Raw genomic sequence first — 21,123 nt, forward strand, 5'->3', positions numbered from 1 at the left:
CTCTATTGTTTATTTTCTTTAATAAATCTCTAAGCCCTTTTTTATTATAGTTTATTCCACTACCAATATCAGTAATAATTTCATATGATTTATTCAAAGAGTCTAAATACTTTTTCATGTTTTGTATTTGTCTTTCTAAATCATCTTTCTGTTTGTTACTTGAAACTCTACAATGAGCCACCTCAAAAAAATTTCCCTACCTAAATATTTCTTTGAAATTATAAGCATAAAAAATAGATAGGCATAAATGCCTATCCGTCTTAACCTTCTATTCAAACAGTTCTTTTAATGGAATACTTAATCCCTCAAAGACTTGTGATTTAATTGATTCATCATAATGACACCCTTCAACATTAGAAATCATTTTATTTTCAAACCTATAACAGATTGCATTTTTACTAATGGGATTTAATATCCAATATTCTTCAACACCTGCTCTTAGATACAAATCTAACTTGGTTACATAATCATGGCTACTATTTGAAGGTGAAACAACTTCAACTACTAAGGTTGGTATTCCCGTGTACGAATTATCTATTATTTTATCCTCATCGCATACAACCAAAACATCAGGTTGAACTACATTTTTATTATTCTTATCATCAACAAATGTTACATCAAGGGGAGCTACAAATGGCCTACATTCTTTATTTTTAAAGTGATTTTTTAGAGCAAAAAACATGTTTCCTACTATATTTTGATGCTGGATTGAAGGTGAACCCATCATATATACTTTGCCATCTATAAATTCACACCTATCCTCATCAGATATTTTTAAATATTCCTCATAAGTATAACTTCTTTCTTTATATGCCAAAAATAGCAGCACACCCCCATTTATATTGTTTATTATAGTGTCACCTAACCTAACAGTATTATATCACACACTTTTAACTTTAAACATTTTCACCTGATACCACAAATAATATTATACCTACTATATCCATAGGATAATTTATTACTTTCTCTTAATAATATTTTCACTAAGTTATCTATAAACCATACACCTTCACCATATTCCTTACACTCTCAATAACTTCTTCCCTAAATTCCACTGGCTCTATGACCTCTGCCTCTGCCCCAAAACCCATCAGCCACATCTTTATGCCATATGTACCATTACAAATAAACTCATATACAAAATAGTCTTCATTTTCTTCAATAAGACTTCCATCTAGCAAACTTTTTTCAGTTACAGCCTTGTAGCAGTTTTTACTGAACTTAACCTTTACTCTTGTCTCGTCCCCACCATACATGTACCAAGTCCTTTTAAGATAATCATACACATTAAATTTACTATTACGTTTTCCGTCTTCTTCTAAAACACTTACCTTTGATATTCTATCTATCCTATAATGTATCAAGCAATCTTTGCTTTCTAGATATCCAATAATATAGTATTTCCCTAGTTCACAAGCAAAACTATAGGGTATTATTGTATGAGTTTTATGGTTTCCCATTCCTCATTTAATTCTTTTACATAATTATGAATGTTATCCGGTGAGGTTTCAAACATATTTGCAATTTCTTTTGGTGTTGTTGCTATTCCGGTTTTTATCATTTTAAAAGTTTCAAGCAATCTCCTACCCTTACCATAGTCACTATAAGGTAACATAATATCAAATCCTTTCCAATATATCTATCTTAGTAGATTATATCAGAAAAGCTTTGATATTACATGAAACTTTTCTTGTTTAATTATTATCTCTCCTTAATCACCTTTGCGTATTCATAATAACTGTCCTTCTTTATTCTTTCTTGGGTTTCAAAATCCACATGCACTATTCCAAATCTCTTAGAATAACCACAACCCCATTCAAAATTATCTAGAAGTGACCAACAGAAATACCCGGCAATATTAAGTCCCAAATCATTCATTTTAGCCACTGCTTCAAGATGACGAAGCAAATAATCCGTTCGCTTAGCATCATGGATACATCCATCTTCTAAATCATCAATCCACGCCGAACCATTTTCCGTTATATAAATTGGTAAGTCTGTGTAAGTTGCGCGAAGCATTTTAATAAGATCTATAAATTCCCCTGGAGACACATCCCACCCCATATCAGTTTTTGGATATGTTGAATATGCACCGGAAGCAAGGGTAAGTGACATAGGATCAAATTCCACTAGAGAGCGGTTATAATAATTAACACCTAAGAAATCACACTTTTCTCCTATAATATCAAAGTCTCCTTCTTTAATAAAATCAAAATTAGCGCTACGATTGGCGTATAGATTTGCAATATCAAAAGGATAACTACCTTTAAATATAGGGTCTAAAAACCATCTATTGGAAAAACCATCGGCATTTGATGCTGCTAAAAGATCTAAAAAATTTTTACTTTTAGGGTAAGTAGGAACCAAGTTTAAAGTTATGCCTATTGGTTTATTTAGCCCAAGTTTATGATATAACCCTACAGCCATTCCATGAGAAAGCAGTAGATGATGGCCCACCTTAAGAGCTGCAGAAATATCTTTTTTCCCAGGAGCATGCTCCCCCAATACATTTGATAAAATAGAAGCGCACCAAGGTTCATTATGGGTTATCCACATATCTGTTAAGTGGTCAAGTTCCATAAAGCATTTTTCAGCATACTCTAAGAACCTATCAGCACATCTTCTCTCTTCCCATCCACCCATATCCTGTAGATACTGTGGCAAATCCCAATGATAAAGAGTTACAGCAGTCTTGATACCTTTTTCCTTAAGCTCTGTGAGAAGATTTTTATAAAACTCCATACCTTTTGGGTTGTACTTGCCCTCCGATGGAAAAATTCTAGGCCACGCTATTGAAAGCCTATAACAATCTACACCTAGTTCTTTTATAAGGTTAATATCCTCTTTATATCTATGATAATGATCGCAGGCAATATCACCATTTTCCATATTACTCACCTTTCCTTCTACCTTAGAGAAGGTATCCCATATTGAAGGCGTTCTTCCGTCTTCATCTACAGCACCTTCAATTTGGTAAGAAGAGGTGGCCACTCCAAAAATAAAACTCTTATCAAAATTCATAACTTATCTTCCTCTCTATATTATAAATTACTTTTTAATTTTTTAAATACGATTGCAACTATTCCTTACTATGAGCTTTGTAGGAATCCTAATTTCACAAGGTGTACCCATGGTATTATCTTCAATTAGTTTAATCAGTGTATCACAGGCCTTTTGTCCTATGCTTTCTCTATCTTGTTCTATAGTTGTAAGTGATGGCGATGTAAATCCAGTAACCTTTAAATTATCAAAGCCTACAATGGACAAATCTTCTGGAATCCTAAATCCTTGCTTTTCAAACATTGCCATTGCAGAGCAAGCCCCATCATCATAGGCAATATAAACTGCTGTGGGCAAATCCTCCAAGCTTTGCTGCAAAAGCTTCGTAGCAGCTTTTGCTCCGGCATCTGGCATGAAATCCTCCACTTCCACAAAATATTTCGGATTTTCTTCAAGTCCCTTGATTTCTAAAAATTCTTTATAGGCAGCATAACGCTCGTGACCTGCTAAACTCCAAAGTGGACAGGCAATATGAGCTATTTTCCTATGCCCAAGAAAGTAAAGATATTCAAGGGCTTGCATACTTCCCATTCTATTATCAGAAATTATAGTATAATTATTTGGATATACCATTTCTACAGAAACACATTTAATATTACTTGATAAAACACACTGAATCTCTTGTGTATATCCAGCACCTGCTGCTAAAAGCACTCCATCTACTCCCCTATATAAGCAGTGTTCTAGATAGGAGGCTTCGTTGTTTCCAAGCCTTTTGTTTATAAAAACCACATCATAACCTTGCTGCCCTGCTCTCATTTGAAAGCTTTGCAGAATCTCACCAAAATGAGGATGGGCAATACCAGTGCCTACATCTTCTGAAAAAAGCACTCCCAGTAGCCATGTCTTTTTCGTTACAAGGGCTCTTGCATTATTATTTGGAGTATAATCAAGGGTCTTTGCAATTTCCATTATTTTTTCATAGGTCTTTATATTTACGCCTTTATAATTATTAAAAGCCTTTGAAACAGTTGCTGGAGAATACCCAGCCATTTCTGCAATATCGTATATTGTAACCATTAGTTATACCTCATTCCTCAGTGAATTTTTTTATTACATGCAAAATTATTCTTTTACAGATCCCATTGCAATTCCATTAACAATGTACTTTGAAAAAATGGCATAGACAACTATTATGGGAACAATAGACACTGCAAGCCCTAAGTAGATGCTTCCGTATTCCGTTCTATAGGTGTCACCCCTCAAGGTTTGCACCAGCATTGGCAAAGTATATTTGGACATTTTAGAGATCATAATAAAAGGATTAAAGAAATTATTCCAGGAGGCAACAAATGCAAATATGCCCATGGTAAACGCACCTGGTTTTGCAATAGGCAACATTACTTTGTGAAATATACCAATTTCACCACAGCCGTCTATTCTAGCCGCATCTATCAGATCTTTTATTATTACCGCTTCAAGATACTGCTTAGCGAAAAATATTGCGCCAGGTGCAGCAATTGCAGGTAGTATTAAAGGAACATAAGTATTTGTAAGTTTTAAATAGGACATATAACGATAAAAACCTATTATTGAAACCTGTGTAGGCACCATTACAAGAATTAATACAAAGCCATATAAAAACTTTCTATAAGGAAACTCGTACACATGAATTGCATAAGCAAACATCATAGAAAAATATACTGTAAGTACCGTAACGGATACCGAAATTATAGCGCTATTATAAAAACCTCTAACTATACTAAAGCCTCTATTCGTTAAGTTATCCCAATTAGCTATAAGATTACTGCTAGGTATCAAGCTAATACCCTGTTGAATTTGCGCAGTTGAACGGGTAGCATTTACAATTAAGATCCATATAGGCAAAATACATATAATAAGTAAAATAGTTAACACTGTATATATGAAAATACGCAGCAGTCGAGTTTTGGTAGTATACTTCATGTTACATCTCCCCTCCCACTGTTTTTACTATTTTCGACCTTTTCTTTTTCTTTTTCTCTATATATGGATCTTTTTCTTTAAGCATTTTCATAATTAGTAATGCAGCAGCACAGGTAATAATGAATATAATCATACCCACACACGCAGCTACTCCAATATGCCCTTTGTTACTAGAAAATTTCATATACATAAGTACATTCATAGTCATAATAGAGCCACTAGGGGACCCTCTTCCATCTGTCAGCATATATGGTATATCAAACATTTGCATACCACCTACTAGGGACGTAACCAAAATATAGACTAGCACTGGTTTTAAAAGTGGTAGCGTTATTTTTCTAAACATTTGCAAAGTGCTTGCACCGTCAACCATGGCAGACTCATAATAGCTTGGAGAAATAGAAGTCATACCAGCCATTAATACTATTAGAGTTGAGCCAAACCACATCCACCACTGAACAAAAATTACAATGGATTGTGTCCATGCAGTGCTACGAAAGAAATCCATTGCACCTTCCATAATTCCTGACCTTACGGATAACTGATTTACAGGTCCATAGAAGGAAAAAAGATTGAAAAATAAAACAGCAATTGTTACTGGCATTAAAAGATTAGGTAAGAAATATATAGTACGCCAGAAACCTACAAATTTTATTTTTAGCCTAGTGTTTGTAAGCCATACTGATAAAAGCATTGCAATTCCTATTTGTGGTATAAAATTTAACATCCATATCTTCCATGTATTAGCCAAGGCTTTACGAAAAAATGAATCGCCAAATAAATTTTTAAAGTTATCAAAGCCTACTATTTTGTAGCTTTTACTCATCATCGTCATATCTGTAAACCCTAAATAAAAAGTATATATTAAAGGATAAAGACTGAATAATAAAAATCCAATAATAAAGGGGGCAGTAAATAGATATCCATAGCGCTTCTTATTTATTTTATTACCGCTTTTTTTTCTTAACTTTATATTCTCAGACAAGGTAATCACACCCTTTCCTATTTGATACTTAGTTAGAACAAAATCTGCGATGCATATAGATGCCGCAGATTTTGTTAATATTAATTTGGCTTAATCTATTTTTATATCAGTCAATGCATTTTTTACTGCATCTTTAAACTCTTTGATTGCCTGATCTTTTGTTGTTTTACCAGAGGCATAATTGCTAAGTGGGTCATTTAGTGAACGCTGAATAGCATCATCTGAAGCTTGAATAAGCTTTAAGCTAATGTTTGGAGCTGCAGTTGCAAAGCCTTTATAAGAATTTTGTCCTGCTAGGAATTTAGTAGTTGCTGCATCATCAAATTTTGAAATAATTTCTTCAGCTACTTTTTGGCTAGATATAAAGTCTCCAGCACCCTGAGCTAGTTTATCTCCAATAGTTGGGTCAATTTTTCTCAAATACTCGTTTGTATATACACCGGTTGCCCAGTTCTTAAGAGTATCCTTATTTAAAGTAGAGAACTTTATAAATTCTGTAGCTAAATCTAAATTTTTAGCATCCTTTAGTGCACCAATCCATGTGCCACCCCATTGATATGGTACAGGACCACTAATGCATGCCCAATCGCCAGATGTGTCTTTTCCAACCATTTTCGCAGCTGTTGCCCCTTCTGCTTTTATCTCTTTTGGAGTGGAGTTAGACATTAACACGTACGGAAGTCCCCAAGTTGGAAGTAAATAAGAGAATACTTGTTTTGGATTTCCTTTTGCATCAACTAGTGAATCATTCATACCTGCAAACCATCCCTCTTGCCATTGATTAGCCTGAGCCTCGTAACCATTTTGTCTAAAGGATTTTGCAGTGTCTAATAGCTCCTCAACCTTAGGATCTATAACAAGCTTGTTATCTACCACCCATGGTGATTTACGATTCGCAAAGAAAAGGTTTGTAAAGTCTCCCGCTGAACCAACCATATAAGTATTACCCTTTGATTTTTCTTTAATTGTCTTTGCAGTTGCCTCAAATTTTGTCATATCTGAAACTAATTCTTGAATAGCAGCTGGGTCATCGGTTCCAAAGTATTGTTTAGCAAGGCTTCTACGATAAAACATTGCTCCCGGTGTTGCCTGATAAGAAAATGCCTTTGTTTTGCCTTCATATGTGCCAATATCTATTGTGAACTGATAGGTTCCAAGGTCATTTGCAAGTGGTATTAAACTTGAAACATCTGCTAGATAATCACTCTCTACATATTCTCTTACAAAAGCAGCTTCAAGTGATAAGACATCAGGAATCTCTCCAGATTGTAGGGTTGATTTAAGCTTTGTTTGAAATTCACCATTTGTCATAGGAATCATAGTATATTCAACCTTCACATCGGGATGCGCTTCTTCAAAAGCAAGCACCATTGTCTTTAATTCATCTGTGAAAGACCAAACTTTAAGAGTTCTTTTCTCTTTAGTAGTATTCTCTGTAACTACAGGTTTGTCTGTGGGAGCAGGATCTTTTTTAGAATCACTTTTACCACATCCAGACATTAAGCCAACTGACATCAAGCATGCAAGAGCTAGGGCCATTGTCTTTTTCATTATCTCTACCACCTTTTAAAATTAATTTGTAATTACTTACTTGTATGGAAATCCATTTCTATACTGTAAAATAATATTATCATATATGTAACATTATTACAATAGCTGAACTTCAAACTAAACCATAAAACTTTCTAAATATTTCGCTTAATTCATTGAAAATACTGCAATACATTACATATTATTTATTGCTAATCAAGATATCATAGCTAATGTAATCGAAAAATAACTTTCGAAACCGGTTTCCATAAATGCTCTTTTACTCAGTCTTTTGCGAAGTCTTTTGCGAAGTCTTTTGCGAAGTCTTTTGCGAAGTCTTTTGAATTAATAAAAGCTATAAAAATGTTTATCACATTTTCATAGCTTTTATTTAATAGTGCCACCCAGGTGGCAAGTGGCAAGTGGCAAGATTTCTTACTTTAATAGTTCTTCATAATTATTTTTTATTATTTTAAATACAATCTCACTAAATCCTGGTTCAGACCTTAATAGCGGAAAATCTTTTAATGTATCATTTATAATTTCTTTTATCTCTTCTATATCAATCTTAGGTATATCGTAATTATAAGATTTTAATAATGGCTTATAATTATTCCTTGTAAATGTTGTTGAATACCATGTGTTTTCTAATCCCCTATTATTAAGCACTCCTGACAATCCTAAATTATTATCAAAATTTGGTGCTAGCCCTATTGGTTCTCCATCCTTTCTTAATATTCCAAAGTTAAATGTATGCCTATCTATGTTATAACACAATGCATCCATAAAGGTAATATCTAAAAACTCTTCTATATATCCAAGTTCTTTTATAATACTTACAGAGTCATCTATCTCCCAATACTCCCTAACGAAGCTAAACATGGGTTCAAAATCCACTTCTACATTATTGGTAAAGTCTTTACATATAACTAATGCTCCATCTTCAATAGCTTCATATTTAACAGCATTGAATCCAAAATCAATAGCTATATTTGATATTAACACTTCCGCAAAGTTCTCCTTATAAGTGCCCTTTTTTATCATATACCAGTATCCATCAATGAGCTTCCAACACTTCTCAAAGCTTCCTATATTGGTTAACTCAGGGCTTATATCTGCATCATTAAAATTTATGTCTGTAGCATTACCGTATAAAGCAATGGTATTTAGCCCATCGGATAATCTATTTCTTACTTCTTTATAAGTTAAATCTTCATCTGCCCATTTTAACCAATAGCTATCTGTAATACATATAGCTCTTGCTTTAATAACTATCTCCTTAGGAACCTCAGACCTGACACTTAATCTACGTCTTACTTGTCTTGAATTTGTTCTATGAGTGTCTATTACTCTAGTTTGTAGCCACGCTTCAAAAGAGCCCACATTTTTATTTATCATTATTATAGGCAATAAATTGTCATCCAAAGAGCATACAAAATCCGTATCTTTTATTTGAGCTACTTGTTTATCCTTATACATCAAATATCCAGTAAAACTATATTCTTCATTCTTTGAATATTTATTTGCTATATTCATCAAATCTATTCTTTTCATATTCCCCCTCCTATTTAAACAAACTCTCCAAATCCTCTTGTGTCATTTGTGTTATGATGTTCTCCTCATTCATATTTTCATCCATTACATTTTTTATCATTTCTTTCTTCCTTTGTTGCATTTTATATATTTTTTCTTCAATGGTACCCTTAGCAAGAAGTTTTATAACTTCTACAGTTTTTTCCTGACCAATTCTGTGTGCCCTATCTGTGGCTTGTTCCTCCACAGCAGGGTTCCACCAAGGGTCAAAATGTATTACAACATCTGCTCCTGTTAAATTTAGTCCCGTTCCTCCTGCTTTTAAAGAGATTAAAAATACATTTGCATCTCCTTCGTTAAATTCCTTAACCAAGCCCATTCTATCTTCACTTTTAGTATTTCCATCTAAATACATATATTTTATATTATTTTTATCAAATCTAGTTCTTATGTTTTTAAGCACAGAAGTAAATTGTGAAAATAATAGTATTCTATGTCCTTGTCCTACACTGTCTTCTAAAATCTCATCTAAGGCTTCCATTTTGCCATTATCCCCTTTATAATCTTCTATAAATACAGAAGGATCACAGCATATTTGCCTTAATCTTGTTAAAATAGAAAGAATTTTTATTTTGCTTTTACTAAAACCATTTTCCTTTATTTCTTCATCAATTTCACCTTTAGCTTTATCTAGATATGAAACATAAAGTTTCTTCTGCGTTTCTGTCATATCTACCACTAGATTATGTTCTATTTTAGGTGGTAACTCCTTTATAACGTCCTTTTTAAGTCTTCTTAAAATAAAGGGATTTATATGCCTGTTTAATTCCTTTAATGCAGTTTTATCGTTATTTTTTATAATTGGTGTTTCATACCTTTTGGTGAATTTAGCATGGGTCAGCAAATAGCTTGGCATAATAAAATCAAAAATGGACCAAAGTTCCGTTAAAGAATTTTCAATGGGAGTTCCTGTTAATGCAAAATACCCCTTTGCTTTAATCTCTTTAACTGAAGTTGCATTTATAGAAGCAGGATTTTTTATTTGTTGCGCTTCATCTAAGATGCAATAATTAAAACTAATTTCCTTGTACTCTTCTATATCACGCCTTATAAGTGGGTAAGAAGTAATCACCACATCACAATCTTTTATCTCGTTCATCAGCTCTTCTCTTTGCTTTTTAGAACCAGATATTACAACAGTATTAAGCTCCGGTGCAAATCTTTCTATCTCACTTTGCCAATTGTATACTAACGAAGTAGGTGCTATAACTACCGATGGATTGCCTCCTTTTTCTGATAGTAAAAAGGCTATAGCCTCAAGGGTCTTTCCAAGTCCCATTTCATCTGCAAGTATTCCACCAAATCCATATTCTGCTAAGGTTTTAAACCACTTAAAACCTACCTTTTGATAGTTACGCATAATGCCATCTAGCGACTCTGGAATTGCATAATCCATATCCCGTACATCGCGTATATTGTTGGTAAGTTCTCTAAAGTTTTTACTCCTTTTTACATAATCCATTTCTTCATCTTTGATCTTTTGGTCAAGATATAACGCATTATATTTGGAAATCAATATTTTTTCCTTGCTTAAGTCCTTATCTTTTATGTCCAAGAAGTCAATCATGGCCCCTAGGTCTTCTATAGCCTTGTCTTCAAGGGATACAAATCCGCCTTCTTTAAGTTTGTAATACTTCTTCTTTTCTCTTAAAGCACTGAAGATATTTTTTAGTTCTTCCCTATTTACCCCTTCAAGTTCAAAGGAAAATTCTAATAAATTATCTTCATTAACTCTTACTCCACCTTTTAAGTTTGACTTTCCATAAACCTTAATATTTTTAAAGCTTTGTGAGTAATATACCTCACCTAGCTCTTGAAGTTTATTCATTCCGTCTGTAATGAAGCTTACAATATTTTTTTCATTTTTCATTACATAACTGTTTTGGTCTTCTTCAAAGCCAAAGCTTTTTAATATACCCTCACAATTTTCTTCTTTTTTTATATCTCTAATTAGTATTTTCTCTTGCTTTTGTCTTTCCTTTTTTTCTAGTGGATTTATATCTATTTCACCGTAATTAAACTTTATTGAAGAGGTTATGACCTCATCCGCTTTATCTAGATAAACCTTAATAATAAGGGGTGCTTCGTAAAAGCTCTCATTGATATTTTTGTCGAAAGCAATTTCCTCTGCAACAGTTTTAAGCTTAGGTAAAAGGTAAGAAGCTATCTTTTCTCCTTCATTCTTACTAAAAATCGCTTTCTTGCCCTTTTTACTTATGATTAATTTGTAGATTGGTACATAGGTAGCACACTGCTCCATGGTTGGAAGGTATATATTGTCATTATGCCAAAATACTTTATAGGAGTTATCTAACTGTTTTGGTAGATCTCCTAATTGTTCTAGTTCTATGGCTTCTCTTTTCATGCCCATCTTAAATTTTAAAGGCATGTTTCCTTTTATTATATTTATAGCCTTATGCTCTGTTTTATCTACCAACACATCAATTGCTCTTTCTCTCGCCAAAGTAAAGAATTTATATAATATTTTATCTGTTAGATAAAGTTTTTTCCCCGAAAACATTGAGTTATTATGCGAACTATAATAATCATAGGAATTGGTACGTTCCCCTTCTATATCTCTTATTTCCATAAACATTTCTATTATTTGCTCATCTACAGTATTAAATTTATGTAAACTAGGATCATAGGTAAAACCCTTTCCAAACTCAATAACTTCCTCTTTCATTACTGCCTTTAAAAAGTTTCTCATGCTTTTTACAACATAATTTTTTTCAAGCCCTAGTTTAAGTTCAACATAAGGATTTTCATAAGCTGAGCCCTCAAGAAACTTAATTTCTAAATTGAGTTCTCTTTTATAATCATCACTTATTGTGGCAATATCCTTTAGCTCTTCAAGTAAGCAATCAATATCTGACTTCCTTAAAGGTCTATTAAAATTATCCTGATATTCCCTTGAATATTGCAAAAGCACCGCTGCAATATGTTTACAAAGAACTTCATCACCACGCAACTGCGAATCCTTATATTCGTCGCAATTGCAATTCCCTTGTATAATGTTTGTTTTGTTATCCCATATAATATGAACATCATTGGTATTAAAGCCATTAAAGGAAATCACTTTAGTGGAAATATCCAATTGCTTGGCATTTTTTACACCATTTATGCTACTTTCCTTTATGCCTAATGCCTGAACATAGCCACCCTCGCAATACTGAGTTGCTCTTTTAAAAGTGATGTCATTTGACCACTGTTTTATCTGTGTTTCTGATACTCTCACAATGTGTTCCTCCATAGATTTTATTTATAATTTAATTATACCCAATTAGAAGGTAAAAACTATCAACATATATTTTTAGCATCCATATATGCTAATTATACTACCTTTTTCTTTTCCCCTCTATAATTTAATATAAAAAAATAACATCTAGGTATTAAATCATCATCTGCGATGCTGAAATGTTGTTAACTACCTAGACGTTATTTTTGCAGGGCATGACTTTACATCAGCGAGCAAACCTACTACTATTGAATATTCCCTTTTAACAATCCTATTCTAGGAGCAATTTGACTATTAAAACCATACAACTCCATTATTACTTTATGACCATTTTCACAAATATCCTTTAGTTGTCTGGGCTTATTATAATAGTAATTAACTTTAGCTATAATTTCTGATATAGTTCTATTAATGATCACTATTTCTTTATTGTCTTTAAAGTATGAATTATTTAAGCTTAATGGATCTGTACAAAAGATAGCTGTTTTACATATTCCAGCATCTATACAACTTGCAGTTGGAAATCCATCAAAGGAACCTGTAAATATCATACCTGGAGTATTTGGCGATATAATAATATCTTTATCTTTGTAGAATTCATTAAACCAATCTGGTTGTTGTATTCCATAGAATTTGATATTGTCCCTTATTTCAGAAACATCAATAATTTTTTCATGAAAATTACCCACAACGTGGAACTGAATATTATTATGGATTTTTATCAATTGTTTTGCAACTTCAATAAATACATCATAGCCTTTATCTTCACCATAAGCAGTATATTTATGAGCCACAAAGCAGATATCCAAGTTCTTTTTATTAATTCCATAATGCTTTTTATTTAGATATTCTGCATTTTCAAATTTATCAATAGGAGTTACCACACCAAAAATATACTGTATTTGTTCTGGCCTACAGAAATTGTTTTCTATGAGATAATTATAGGTTGCTTGTTGAGTTACAATTACCTTTCTAAAACAATAGGAACTTAGTACCCTTCTTAATTTTTGGTCTGAAGAAGGGCTTCCAATGCCAAAACCACCCCCTGGATATAAGGTAAATATAAAGGGAATTCCTCTCCTTTCTGCCACATCAACGAAAGCAGCTGCATTTTGTAAAAATACAAAATAAAGAAGCTTACAATTTATATTATCCACAGTAGAAAACTTTTCAAGTTTACCCCCTATTTCTGGATTTTCCCTTTTAAAATCAATAATTAGCTCATCAATAGTTTTACTTCCTAATAAATGCACAGATGCACCTGTTGTTAACACTTTCATTGAATTAATGTGCTGAAAGTAGTTCTTAAACTCTTCATATCTGAATCCACTTACAGGATGTGGAAAAACATCGTCTATAACAAGCAAATCATAGCTTTCTAAATATTTATCATCTACTTTTATTGCACATTGTTTACGTATTTCAGAAAGGTCTTCGTCATAAGTGTAATTTAAAAATTTATTGTAATTATCAATTAATCCCATAGTTGATTTCTTCATATTATAGTCGCTAAGTCCAGTCCAAATACCTTGATTATGCTTTCTATATACAGTCATGGCTTTTTTAATATGACCTATATCTCCAAACAGTGAACATACAATATTTAGAATCCAATCAGCAACAAACATTTCAAAAAATTCATCAGGAATTTGATCTAAATATTTAGTATAATAAAAACAACAGGAGATATTTCCAATAAACATCATCTTGGTTATATCTGATGTGGTTAAAACATCACCTTTCAAGGTTTGCTGTATATTATAAAATTCATATTTATTCTCATTTTCAAAGTAAAGTATAATTTCATCGAAGGATAGTGAGCATTCCGGGTGACTTTCCATAAAGTCTATATGAGTTTGTAATTTCTCTTCATCATGCCAGCAATCATCCCCATCCATTAAAGCAGTATATTTGCTATTGCTACAAGCCTTTAATAATCTCTTTAAGTTTTTTACCATGCCTAAGTTTTTTGTGCTTTTTAAGAATTCAAAAGTTACATTCTCCCCAACTACTGTGTTCTTAATATAAGACTCAATAATCTCTGCAGTTCTATCAGTTGATTTATCTTCACAGATAATTATATTTAAATTGAAATTGCCCTTTTGCACTATTATGGAATTAAGGCAATGAACAATATATTTTTCATGATTATATGCTAGTACACCCACATTTACAGTAGGTTTTCTCTCTTCGGTTTTATTTTGTATCTGAAGTAATCTAGGGTATAAATTTTTTAATTTTTTTGATATATAATCTGCCTTTTCTAAGCTTTTCTCATTTTTATGGTTTTTCATCAGTATGCCGAAATCATCTGTTTCAAATAATACTATATAATCCTTTTTATATTCATCATAACAAGCTTTTACAGAGTCCCAATTTATGCAGTCAAATACTATAATTCCACCTTCTCTTACCAGTGGTGAATAATTATTTATATCTGCTTGTACATTTTTAAAATCATGATTGCCATCTATATGAAGCATATCTATTTTAATATCCTTGAAATATGGAGCCGCTTCTGTTGAAGTTTTTCTTATAATTTCAACAACATTAGAAAGTTCAAATACATCTTTATTCAGTAAAACTTGATTATACATGTCATCGAAGTCTAAGCCTTCCAAAAAACTGTTCACTTCTTTTTTTAATGTTTCCTCTAAATCATATTCCTTAGCTTCAAGCAGAACATAAGGATCAATTCCATAAACTTTCCCTTCATTATCTTTGAATGCCTGAGCAACAGAAAATAAACTCCTACCTTTATATACGCCAATCTCCACGTAATTTTTAAACTTAAGGAAAGATGCTAAATATGCCATAACGTAACATTTAGATAATGGTGAACCTCCACCAAAATCATATGAAAAATAGTGGCTTTGAATATCCTTAGTTCTGTTAAACAGACTGTATTCCCATTTCATCTTCTTTCACTCCCATTTTGTAATGCCTTGTGATTTCTATTTTTCTACATTTACTTTCCCATTATAATATGATGACACAATTCAAAATTCTACTAATTTGCTTAATTTATATATATATATCACCAAGCTTGTACAATGGGAATACATTATTCTGAGAACTTTAATAAAGTTTTTAAGGAGGCAAAAATGAAGTGAAAGGTATTATTTTAGCTGGTGGTTCTGGAACAAGATTGTATCCAGCAACAAAAGCAATATCAAAACAAATACTTCCAGTTTACGATAAGCCTATGATATATTATCCATTATCCGTATTGATGCTTGCAGGTATAAAAGAAATATTGATCATTTCAACACTTAGAGATATGAATACTTTTGAAGAATTACTAGGTGATGGGAGTGACATAGGCCTAACTCTTTCCTATGCTGCCCAGGAATATCCAAGAGGCATTGCTGAGGCATTCATTATAGGAGAAGATTTTATAGGCAATGATAAAGTAGCATTAATTTTAGGAGATAATGTTTTCTATGGTTATAGTTTTATAGATACACTAAAAGCAGTAAAGGATAGCGCAGAAGGAGCCACAATTTTTGGATACTCAGTGATAAATCCAACTGAATTTGGCATTGTTGAATTTGATGAAAATAATAATGTAATATCAATTGAAGAAAAACCTGAAAAACCCAAATCAAATTATGCTGTTCCAGGATTGTATTTCTATGATAATAATGTAGTTGATATAGCTAAAAATATTAAGCCCTCTTCTAGGGGTGAATTAGAAATAACAGCAGTAAATAATGAATATTTAAGACGTGGCAATTTAAAGGTACAACTTTTAGAAAGAGGGTTAGCATGGCTTGATACAGGAAATCATAGAAGTCTTTTGGATGCATCCACTTTTGTAGAAACTATTCAAACAAGACAAGGTTTGTATATAGCTTGTATAGAAGCCATAGCTTATAAAAAGGGCTATATAAGTAAAGAGCAACTTTTAAAATTGGCAGAACCTTTAATAAAAACAGAGTATGGTAAATATTTATTACAAATTGCCCATGAATTTTCAGTATCGGAGGGGAGTAATTATATATGAAAACGTATTTAGTAACAGGTGGTGCTGGGTTCATAGGTTCAAATTTTATTCACCATATGTTAAGTAAACATTTAGAGATAAAAATAATTAATTTAGATAAATTAACCTATGCAGGAAATTTAGAAAATTTAAAAGATATACAAGATAGTCCAAACTATACTTTTATTCAAGGTGATATTTGTGATAAAAAATTGCTAGAGAATTTGTTTTCTGCACATCACATTGACTATGTTGTAAACTTTGCAGCAGAATCCCATGTAGATAGAAGTATAAAATCCCCTGAGATCTTCGTTAAAACAAATGTTTTAGGTACAGTAAACCTTTTAAATGTAGCTAAGAACGCTTGGCAAATACAAAACGGCTTTAAAAAAGGTAAGAAATTTCTGCAAATATCCACAGATGAAGTATATGGAACACTAGGTGATACAGGATATTTCCTTGAAAATACGTCAATAGATCCCCATAGCCCATACTCTTCAAGTAAAGCCGCTGCAGATTTAATGGTGAAGTCTTATTTTGACACCTATAAAATGCCTGTAAATATAACTAGATGCTCCAACAATTATGGCCCTTACCAGTTTCCTGAAAAATTAATACCACTAATAATAAACAATTGCTTAACTTATAAAAATCTACCTGTATATGGTGATGGCATGAATGTTAGGGATTGGTTGTATGTAGAAGACCACTGCAAGGCAATAGATATTGTTATAAATCATGGTACGGTAGGTGAAGTTTATAATATAGGCGGACACAATGAAAGAACTAATATGCAAATAATTAAAACTATTATAAGTTACTTGAGTAAAAAAGTTGACAAAGGTATAACAGAAAACCTAATAACTTATGTTGAAGACAGAAAAGGTCATGATAAAAGATATGCCATAGACCCAACCAAGATAAAAAATCAATTAGGTTGGTATCCGGAAACTGAATTTGAAGTAGGAATAAATAAGACAATTCAGTGGAATTTAGATAATGCTCAGTGGATGAACAACATTACCACTGGTGAATACGAAAATTATTACAACAGTATGTATGAAAAATCCACAAAATAAAATAGTAATGGAGGGGGAAAAATGATTAATGTAACAAAAGTTTACCTTCCTGAACTAAAGAAATATGAAGCCTATGTAGAAAAAATATTCAAGTTAGGCTTTGTTACTAATAATGGTCCATTAGTTAAAGAACTTCAAAATAAATTGGAAAAATATTTAGGAGTAAAGCATTTACTCTTAGTTGCAAATGGAACTATAGCCCTGCAAATTGCCTACAAGCTTTTAGGTATAAAAGGTGAATCCATTACCACACCCTTTTCCTTTGTAGCCACTACTAGTTCTCAAATATGGGAAGGTATTAATCCAGTTTTTGTAGATATAAATAAAGATACTTTTAATATAGATTATAAGAAAATTGAAGAGAAGATTTCAAAAACTACTTCAGCTATAGTACCTGTCCATGTATTTGGAAATCCTTGTGACGTAGAAAAAATAGATGAAATAGCAAAAAAGCATAACTTGAAAGTGATTTATGATGCTGCTCATGCTTTTGGAGTGAACTACAAAGGCACTAGCGTACTAAACTATGGCGATATATCTACCCTTAGTCTTCATGCTACTAAAATCTTCCATACCATAGAAGGTGGTGCACTTGTAATAAACGATGATGAACTATATGGCAAGGCCACTAGAATAATTAATTTTGGAATAATGGACTCAGAGCGTATAGTTGATGTTGGTACTAATGGAAAGATGAATGAATTTCAAGCAGCCATGGGCTTATGTGTATTAGATGATATGGACAAAATACTTCAAGGTAGAAAAAAAGTATATGAAAACTATATGAACTATTTAAGTAAAAACGTAATTAGACAAGAACAAAATATAAATAGTAACTTAAATTATATTTACTTTCCTGTGGTATTTAAAGATGAAGAAACCTTATTAAAGGTTAAAGTAACCCTTGCAAACGGAGGTATTTATGCAAGAAGATATTTTTATCCATCCTTGAATAATTTACCTTATATAAAAGACAAAACTAATAGGTTACCAAATTCAGAATTAGTTGCAAGCAGAATACTTTGCTTGCCAATGTATGATTCGTTAGCATTAGTAGAACAAGAAAATATTATAAACATTATAAATGCAATAGCCTAAACATTTTTAGGAGATGTTTATGTTGAATATTATAGTTGTAGGTTCTTCTGGACACGCAAAGGTTATAATTGATAGTATTGAAAAAGAAAATAAATATGAAATTATTGGATTGCTAGACAGATTTAAAAAAGTGGGTTCTAGCGCCTTTGGATATAAAATTCTTGGTAAAGAAGAGGATTTGGAGACATTAATAAAAATGTATAAAATACAAGGTGGCATTATTGCAATTGGAGATAATTTTATTAGATATACAGTGTATAATAAAATTTCACAAGCTATCCCTGAGTTTAACTTTATTAAGGTAATTCATCCCTCGTCGCAAATAGCCAGAAATGCAGTAATAGGAAAAGGTACCGTGATAATGGCAAATAGTGTTATAAGTAGCGATGCAACTGTAGGAGATTTTTGCGTAATAAATCATAATTCTTCATTAGATCATGACAGTAAAATGTCGGATTACTCAAGTTTAGGCCCAGGTTCCTCTATTGGTGGAAATTCAAAGATAGGTTTATTTACAGCTATTTCCTTAGGTTCAAAAGTAATTCATGGCATAACCATTGGAGAGCATACCATAATAGGGGCTGGATCCACTGTAATAAAAGATATTCCAGAATACTCTATTGCATATGGCACTCCTGCAAAAGTAATTCGTCCTAGAGTGGCAGGAGAAAAATATTTATAAAATAAAATATAGATTATGATTCTTAAAAGAAGGGTGTATAAAAATCATTTAAAGCTGATTTTCATACACCCTTCTTAGCGCCGGTACTGATATAAAAAATAGTCACCACTATTGAATATGTGCTTCTAATACTCTTATTCTACTGACAATCTCATTATTAAAACCATAATATTTTTCATTTACATGCTCTCCATCTTCTATTTCACGTGAATGGACCTCTCTTTGAACAATAAACTCTATTTGTTCTGGCTTACAGAAATTTTTATTTGTAAGATAATTATAAATTGCCCGCTGAGTTACCATTACTTTTCTAAAACAAGGTGAACTTGTTACTGTTTTCAATGATGCATCTGAAAAAGGGTCATCTAAGGCAAAACCTTCTCCTTGGTATAATGAAAATACAAAAGGTATTTTTCTATCTTCTGCCATATGAACCAAAGAAGCAACATTTTGTAAAGATGCAAAATAAAGAAGCTTGCAATTTATATTATCAAAAGTATAAAACTTTTCAAGCTTACTACCTATTTCAGGAATTTTTCTTTTAAAATCAATAATTAGGTCTTTAACACTTTTATCACCAAGTAAGTGCAAGGAGTTCTCTGCTATCAAAACTTTCATTGAATTAAAGTATTTAAGGTAGCTGAGAAACTCCTCATATCTAAATCCACTGGCATCATGTGGGAACAAGTTGTCAATAATAACCAAATCATAGTTTTCCAAATATACATCATCCATTTTTGATGCATTTAATCTACGCATATTAGAAAATTGTTCATCATAAGTGTAGTTAAAATATTTATTATATTCATCAATTAAGCCTATAGTTGTTTTATTCTTATAATAATTATTCATTCTATTCCAAATGCCTTTATTATGAATCCTGTACACACTCATTGCTTTTTTTACATGTCCAATTTCTCCAAAGGTTGAACATGCAACATTTAACATCCAATCACCAACAAACATTTCAAAAAATTCATCAGGGATTTCCCCTAAATATTTGCTATGATAAAAACCACAAGAGATGTTCCCTATGAAATTCAAATTTGCTATATCTTCCGTATTGAAAATATCATCTTTAATTTGCTGATGTAAATAATATGGGTAAAAATAATCTCCTTCTTTAATTATTAAATCATCAAAGGACATGGCACACTGAGGGTGACTTTCCATAAATTCTATATGGTATTTTAATTTATTCTCATCACACCAATAATCATCACCATCTATTAAAGCAGTATACTTACTTTTGCTACAAGCTCTTAATAACTTCTTTAAATTTTTTACCATGCCTAAATTTTCTTGGTTTTTTAAATAGTCAAAGGTTACGTTTTTTGCAACCACTGTGTTGTTAATGTAATTGTCAACAATTTCCGCGGTTGTGTCACTGGATTTATCTTCACAGATAACAATATTTAAGTTGAAATCACCCTTTTGCTTTATTATAGAATTAAGGCAATGAACAATATATTTTTCATGATTATATGCTAATACACCTACATTTACGGTAATCTTCTCATTTTTCTGACCTTTCATTAATGCTCCATTATGAACACCAATCTCCACATAATTTTGAAGTCTGTTAAATAGACTATATGCCATTGATTTCTTTCACTCCAATTTGCAATATTTACTTATTCCTATTTATTTACTTACATTGCCGTATTATAATATGCTGATTTAATTGAAAACTCTACTAACTTGTTTTTAGTTATTCATTGCAGTAATCATTAATTTTGAACTACCACCTGTAAGTGTTACCTCATTAATCCAAATATTATATAATCCTGTACCAAACATTATTCCTTGAAAATTAGCAAAGATATAATATCCTTAACCTCTTTCAAACTTGCCACTTGCCACTTGCCACGTGGGCAATGTCATCAAGTTAGTCTTCAAATAAATTACATTTGAAGTTTGTAACTTGAATTTATTTTAATATGATTTCACAAAGTCTTATCATTGCAA

16 protein-coding genes and 1 pseudogene are annotated in these 21,123 nt (G+C 31.9%); 4 read left to right on the top strand and 13 right to left on the bottom strand.

Annotated features, from left to right (window positions below):
- The 12 genes and pseudogenes from LGK97_RS18335 to LGK97_RS18390 form a co-directional block, all read right to left on the bottom strand.
- Positions 1-181: pseudogene (locus LGK97_RS18335) on the bottom strand (recombinase family protein); the annotation flags it as partial.
- 87 nt (positions 182-268) lie between these two features.
- The gene (locus LGK97_RS18340; protein ID WP_226261510.1) at positions 269-817 is read right to left on the bottom strand and encodes a Uma2 family endonuclease; all 549 of its coding nucleotides are present in this window, start codon (positions 815-817) and stop codon (positions 269-271) included.
- A 175-nt stretch (positions 818-992) separates the two neighbouring features.
- Complete coding sequence (locus LGK97_RS18345; protein WP_226261512.1) at positions 993-1,460, bottom strand: WYL domain-containing protein; 468 nt, start codon at positions 1,458-1,460, stop codon at positions 993-995.
- Positions 1,433-1,615 carry a hypothetical protein gene (locus LGK97_RS18350; RefSeq protein WP_226261515.1) on the bottom strand — a complete coding sequence of 61 codons (183 nt, stop codon included), beginning with the start codon at positions 1,613-1,615 and terminating at the stop codon, positions 1,433-1,435. Before LGK97_RS18350 ends, LGK97_RS18345 begins: the two co-directional genes overlap by 28 nt.
- 86 nt (positions 1,616-1,701) lie before the next feature.
- Positions 1,702-3,021: a GH1 family beta-glucosidase gene (locus LGK97_RS18355; RefSeq protein ID WP_226261516.1), complete on the bottom strand. Its 1,320-nt coding sequence runs from the start codon at positions 3,019-3,021 to the stop codon at positions 1,702-1,704.
- Between the two features lie 42 nt (positions 3,022-3,063).
- Complete coding sequence (locus tag LGK97_RS18360) at positions 3,064-4,080, bottom strand: LacI family DNA-binding transcriptional regulator (protein WP_226261518.1); 1,017 nt, start codon at positions 4,078-4,080, stop codon at positions 3,064-3,066.
- Between the two features lie 45 nt (positions 4,081-4,125).
- The gene (locus tag LGK97_RS18365; RefSeq protein WP_226261521.1) at positions 4,126-4,965 is read right to left on the bottom strand and encodes a carbohydrate ABC transporter permease; all 840 of its coding nucleotides are present in this window, start codon (positions 4,963-4,965) and stop codon (positions 4,126-4,128) included.
- A 1-nt stretch (position 4,966) separates the two neighbouring features.
- Complete coding sequence (locus LGK97_RS18370) at positions 4,967-5,950, bottom strand: carbohydrate ABC transporter permease (RefSeq protein WP_226261523.1); 984 nt, start codon at positions 5,948-5,950, stop codon at positions 4,967-4,969.
- Positions 5,951-6,040: 90 nt separating this feature from the next.
- Positions 6,041-7,501, bottom strand: a complete 1,461-nt coding sequence (locus tag LGK97_RS18375; protein ID WP_226261525.1) for an ABC transporter substrate-binding protein — start codon at positions 7,499-7,501, stop codon at positions 6,041-6,043.
- Positions 7,502-7,915: 414 nt separating this feature from the next.
- Positions 7,916-9,034 carry a hypothetical protein gene (locus LGK97_RS18380; RefSeq protein ID WP_226261527.1) on the bottom strand — a complete coding sequence of 373 codons (1,119 nt, stop codon included), beginning with the start codon at positions 9,032-9,034 and terminating at the stop codon, positions 7,916-7,918.
- A 10-nt stretch (positions 9,035-9,044) separates the two neighbouring features.
- A complete protein-coding gene (locus tag LGK97_RS18385; RefSeq protein ID WP_226261529.1) occupies positions 9,045-12,311 on the bottom strand; it encodes an SNF2 helicase associated domain-containing protein in 3,267 nt (1,088 codons plus the stop codon).
- A 245-nt stretch (positions 12,312-12,556) separates the two neighbouring features.
- The gene (locus LGK97_RS18390; RefSeq protein WP_226261531.1) at positions 12,557-15,229 is read right to left on the bottom strand and encodes a class I SAM-dependent methyltransferase; all 2,673 of its coding nucleotides are present in this window, start codon (positions 15,227-15,229) and stop codon (positions 12,557-12,559) included.
- A gap of 191 nt (positions 15,230-15,420) precedes the next feature.
- Here LGK97_RS18390 and rfbA point away from each other — a divergent pair, with 191 nt between their 5' ends.
- From rfbA to LGK97_RS18410, 4 genes are read left to right on the top strand one after another with little or no spacing between them, the layout of a single operon-like run.
- Positions 15,421-16,317 carry a glucose-1-phosphate thymidylyltransferase RfbA gene (rfbA, locus tag LGK97_RS18395; RefSeq protein ID WP_226261533.1) on the top strand — a complete coding sequence of 299 codons (897 nt, stop codon included), beginning with the start codon at positions 15,421-15,423 and terminating at the stop codon, positions 16,315-16,317.
- On the top strand, positions 16,314-17,375 hold the full coding sequence (rfbB, locus tag LGK97_RS18400; protein ID WP_226261535.1) for a dTDP-glucose 4,6-dehydratase: 1,062 nt from the start codon (positions 16,314-16,316) through the stop codon (positions 17,373-17,375). Before rfbA ends, rfbB begins: the two co-directional genes overlap by 4 nt.
- A 21-nt stretch (positions 17,376-17,396) precedes the next feature.
- Positions 17,397-18,473, top strand: coding sequence for a DegT/DnrJ/EryC1/StrS family aminotransferase (locus tag LGK97_RS18405; protein ID WP_226261537.1), 1,077 nt, complete (start codon positions 17,397-17,399; stop codon positions 18,471-18,473).
- A 19-nt stretch (positions 18,474-18,492) separates the two neighbouring features.
- Complete coding sequence (locus tag LGK97_RS18410; RefSeq protein WP_226261539.1) at positions 18,493-19,155, top strand: acetyltransferase; 663 nt, start codon at positions 18,493-18,495, stop codon at positions 19,153-19,155.
- A 108-nt stretch (positions 19,156-19,263) separates the two neighbouring features.
- Here LGK97_RS18410 and LGK97_RS18415 read toward each other — a convergent pair whose 3' ends face one another.
- A complete protein-coding gene (locus LGK97_RS18415) occupies positions 19,264-20,757 on the bottom strand; it encodes a glycosyltransferase (RefSeq protein WP_226261541.1) in 1,494 nt (497 codons plus the stop codon).
- Positions 20,758-21,123 lie beyond the last annotated feature (366 nt).

The organism is Clostridium sp. CS001, assembly GCF_020443565.1.
Lineage (GTDB): Bacteria > Bacillota > Clostridia > Clostridiales > Clostridiaceae > Clostridium_AD.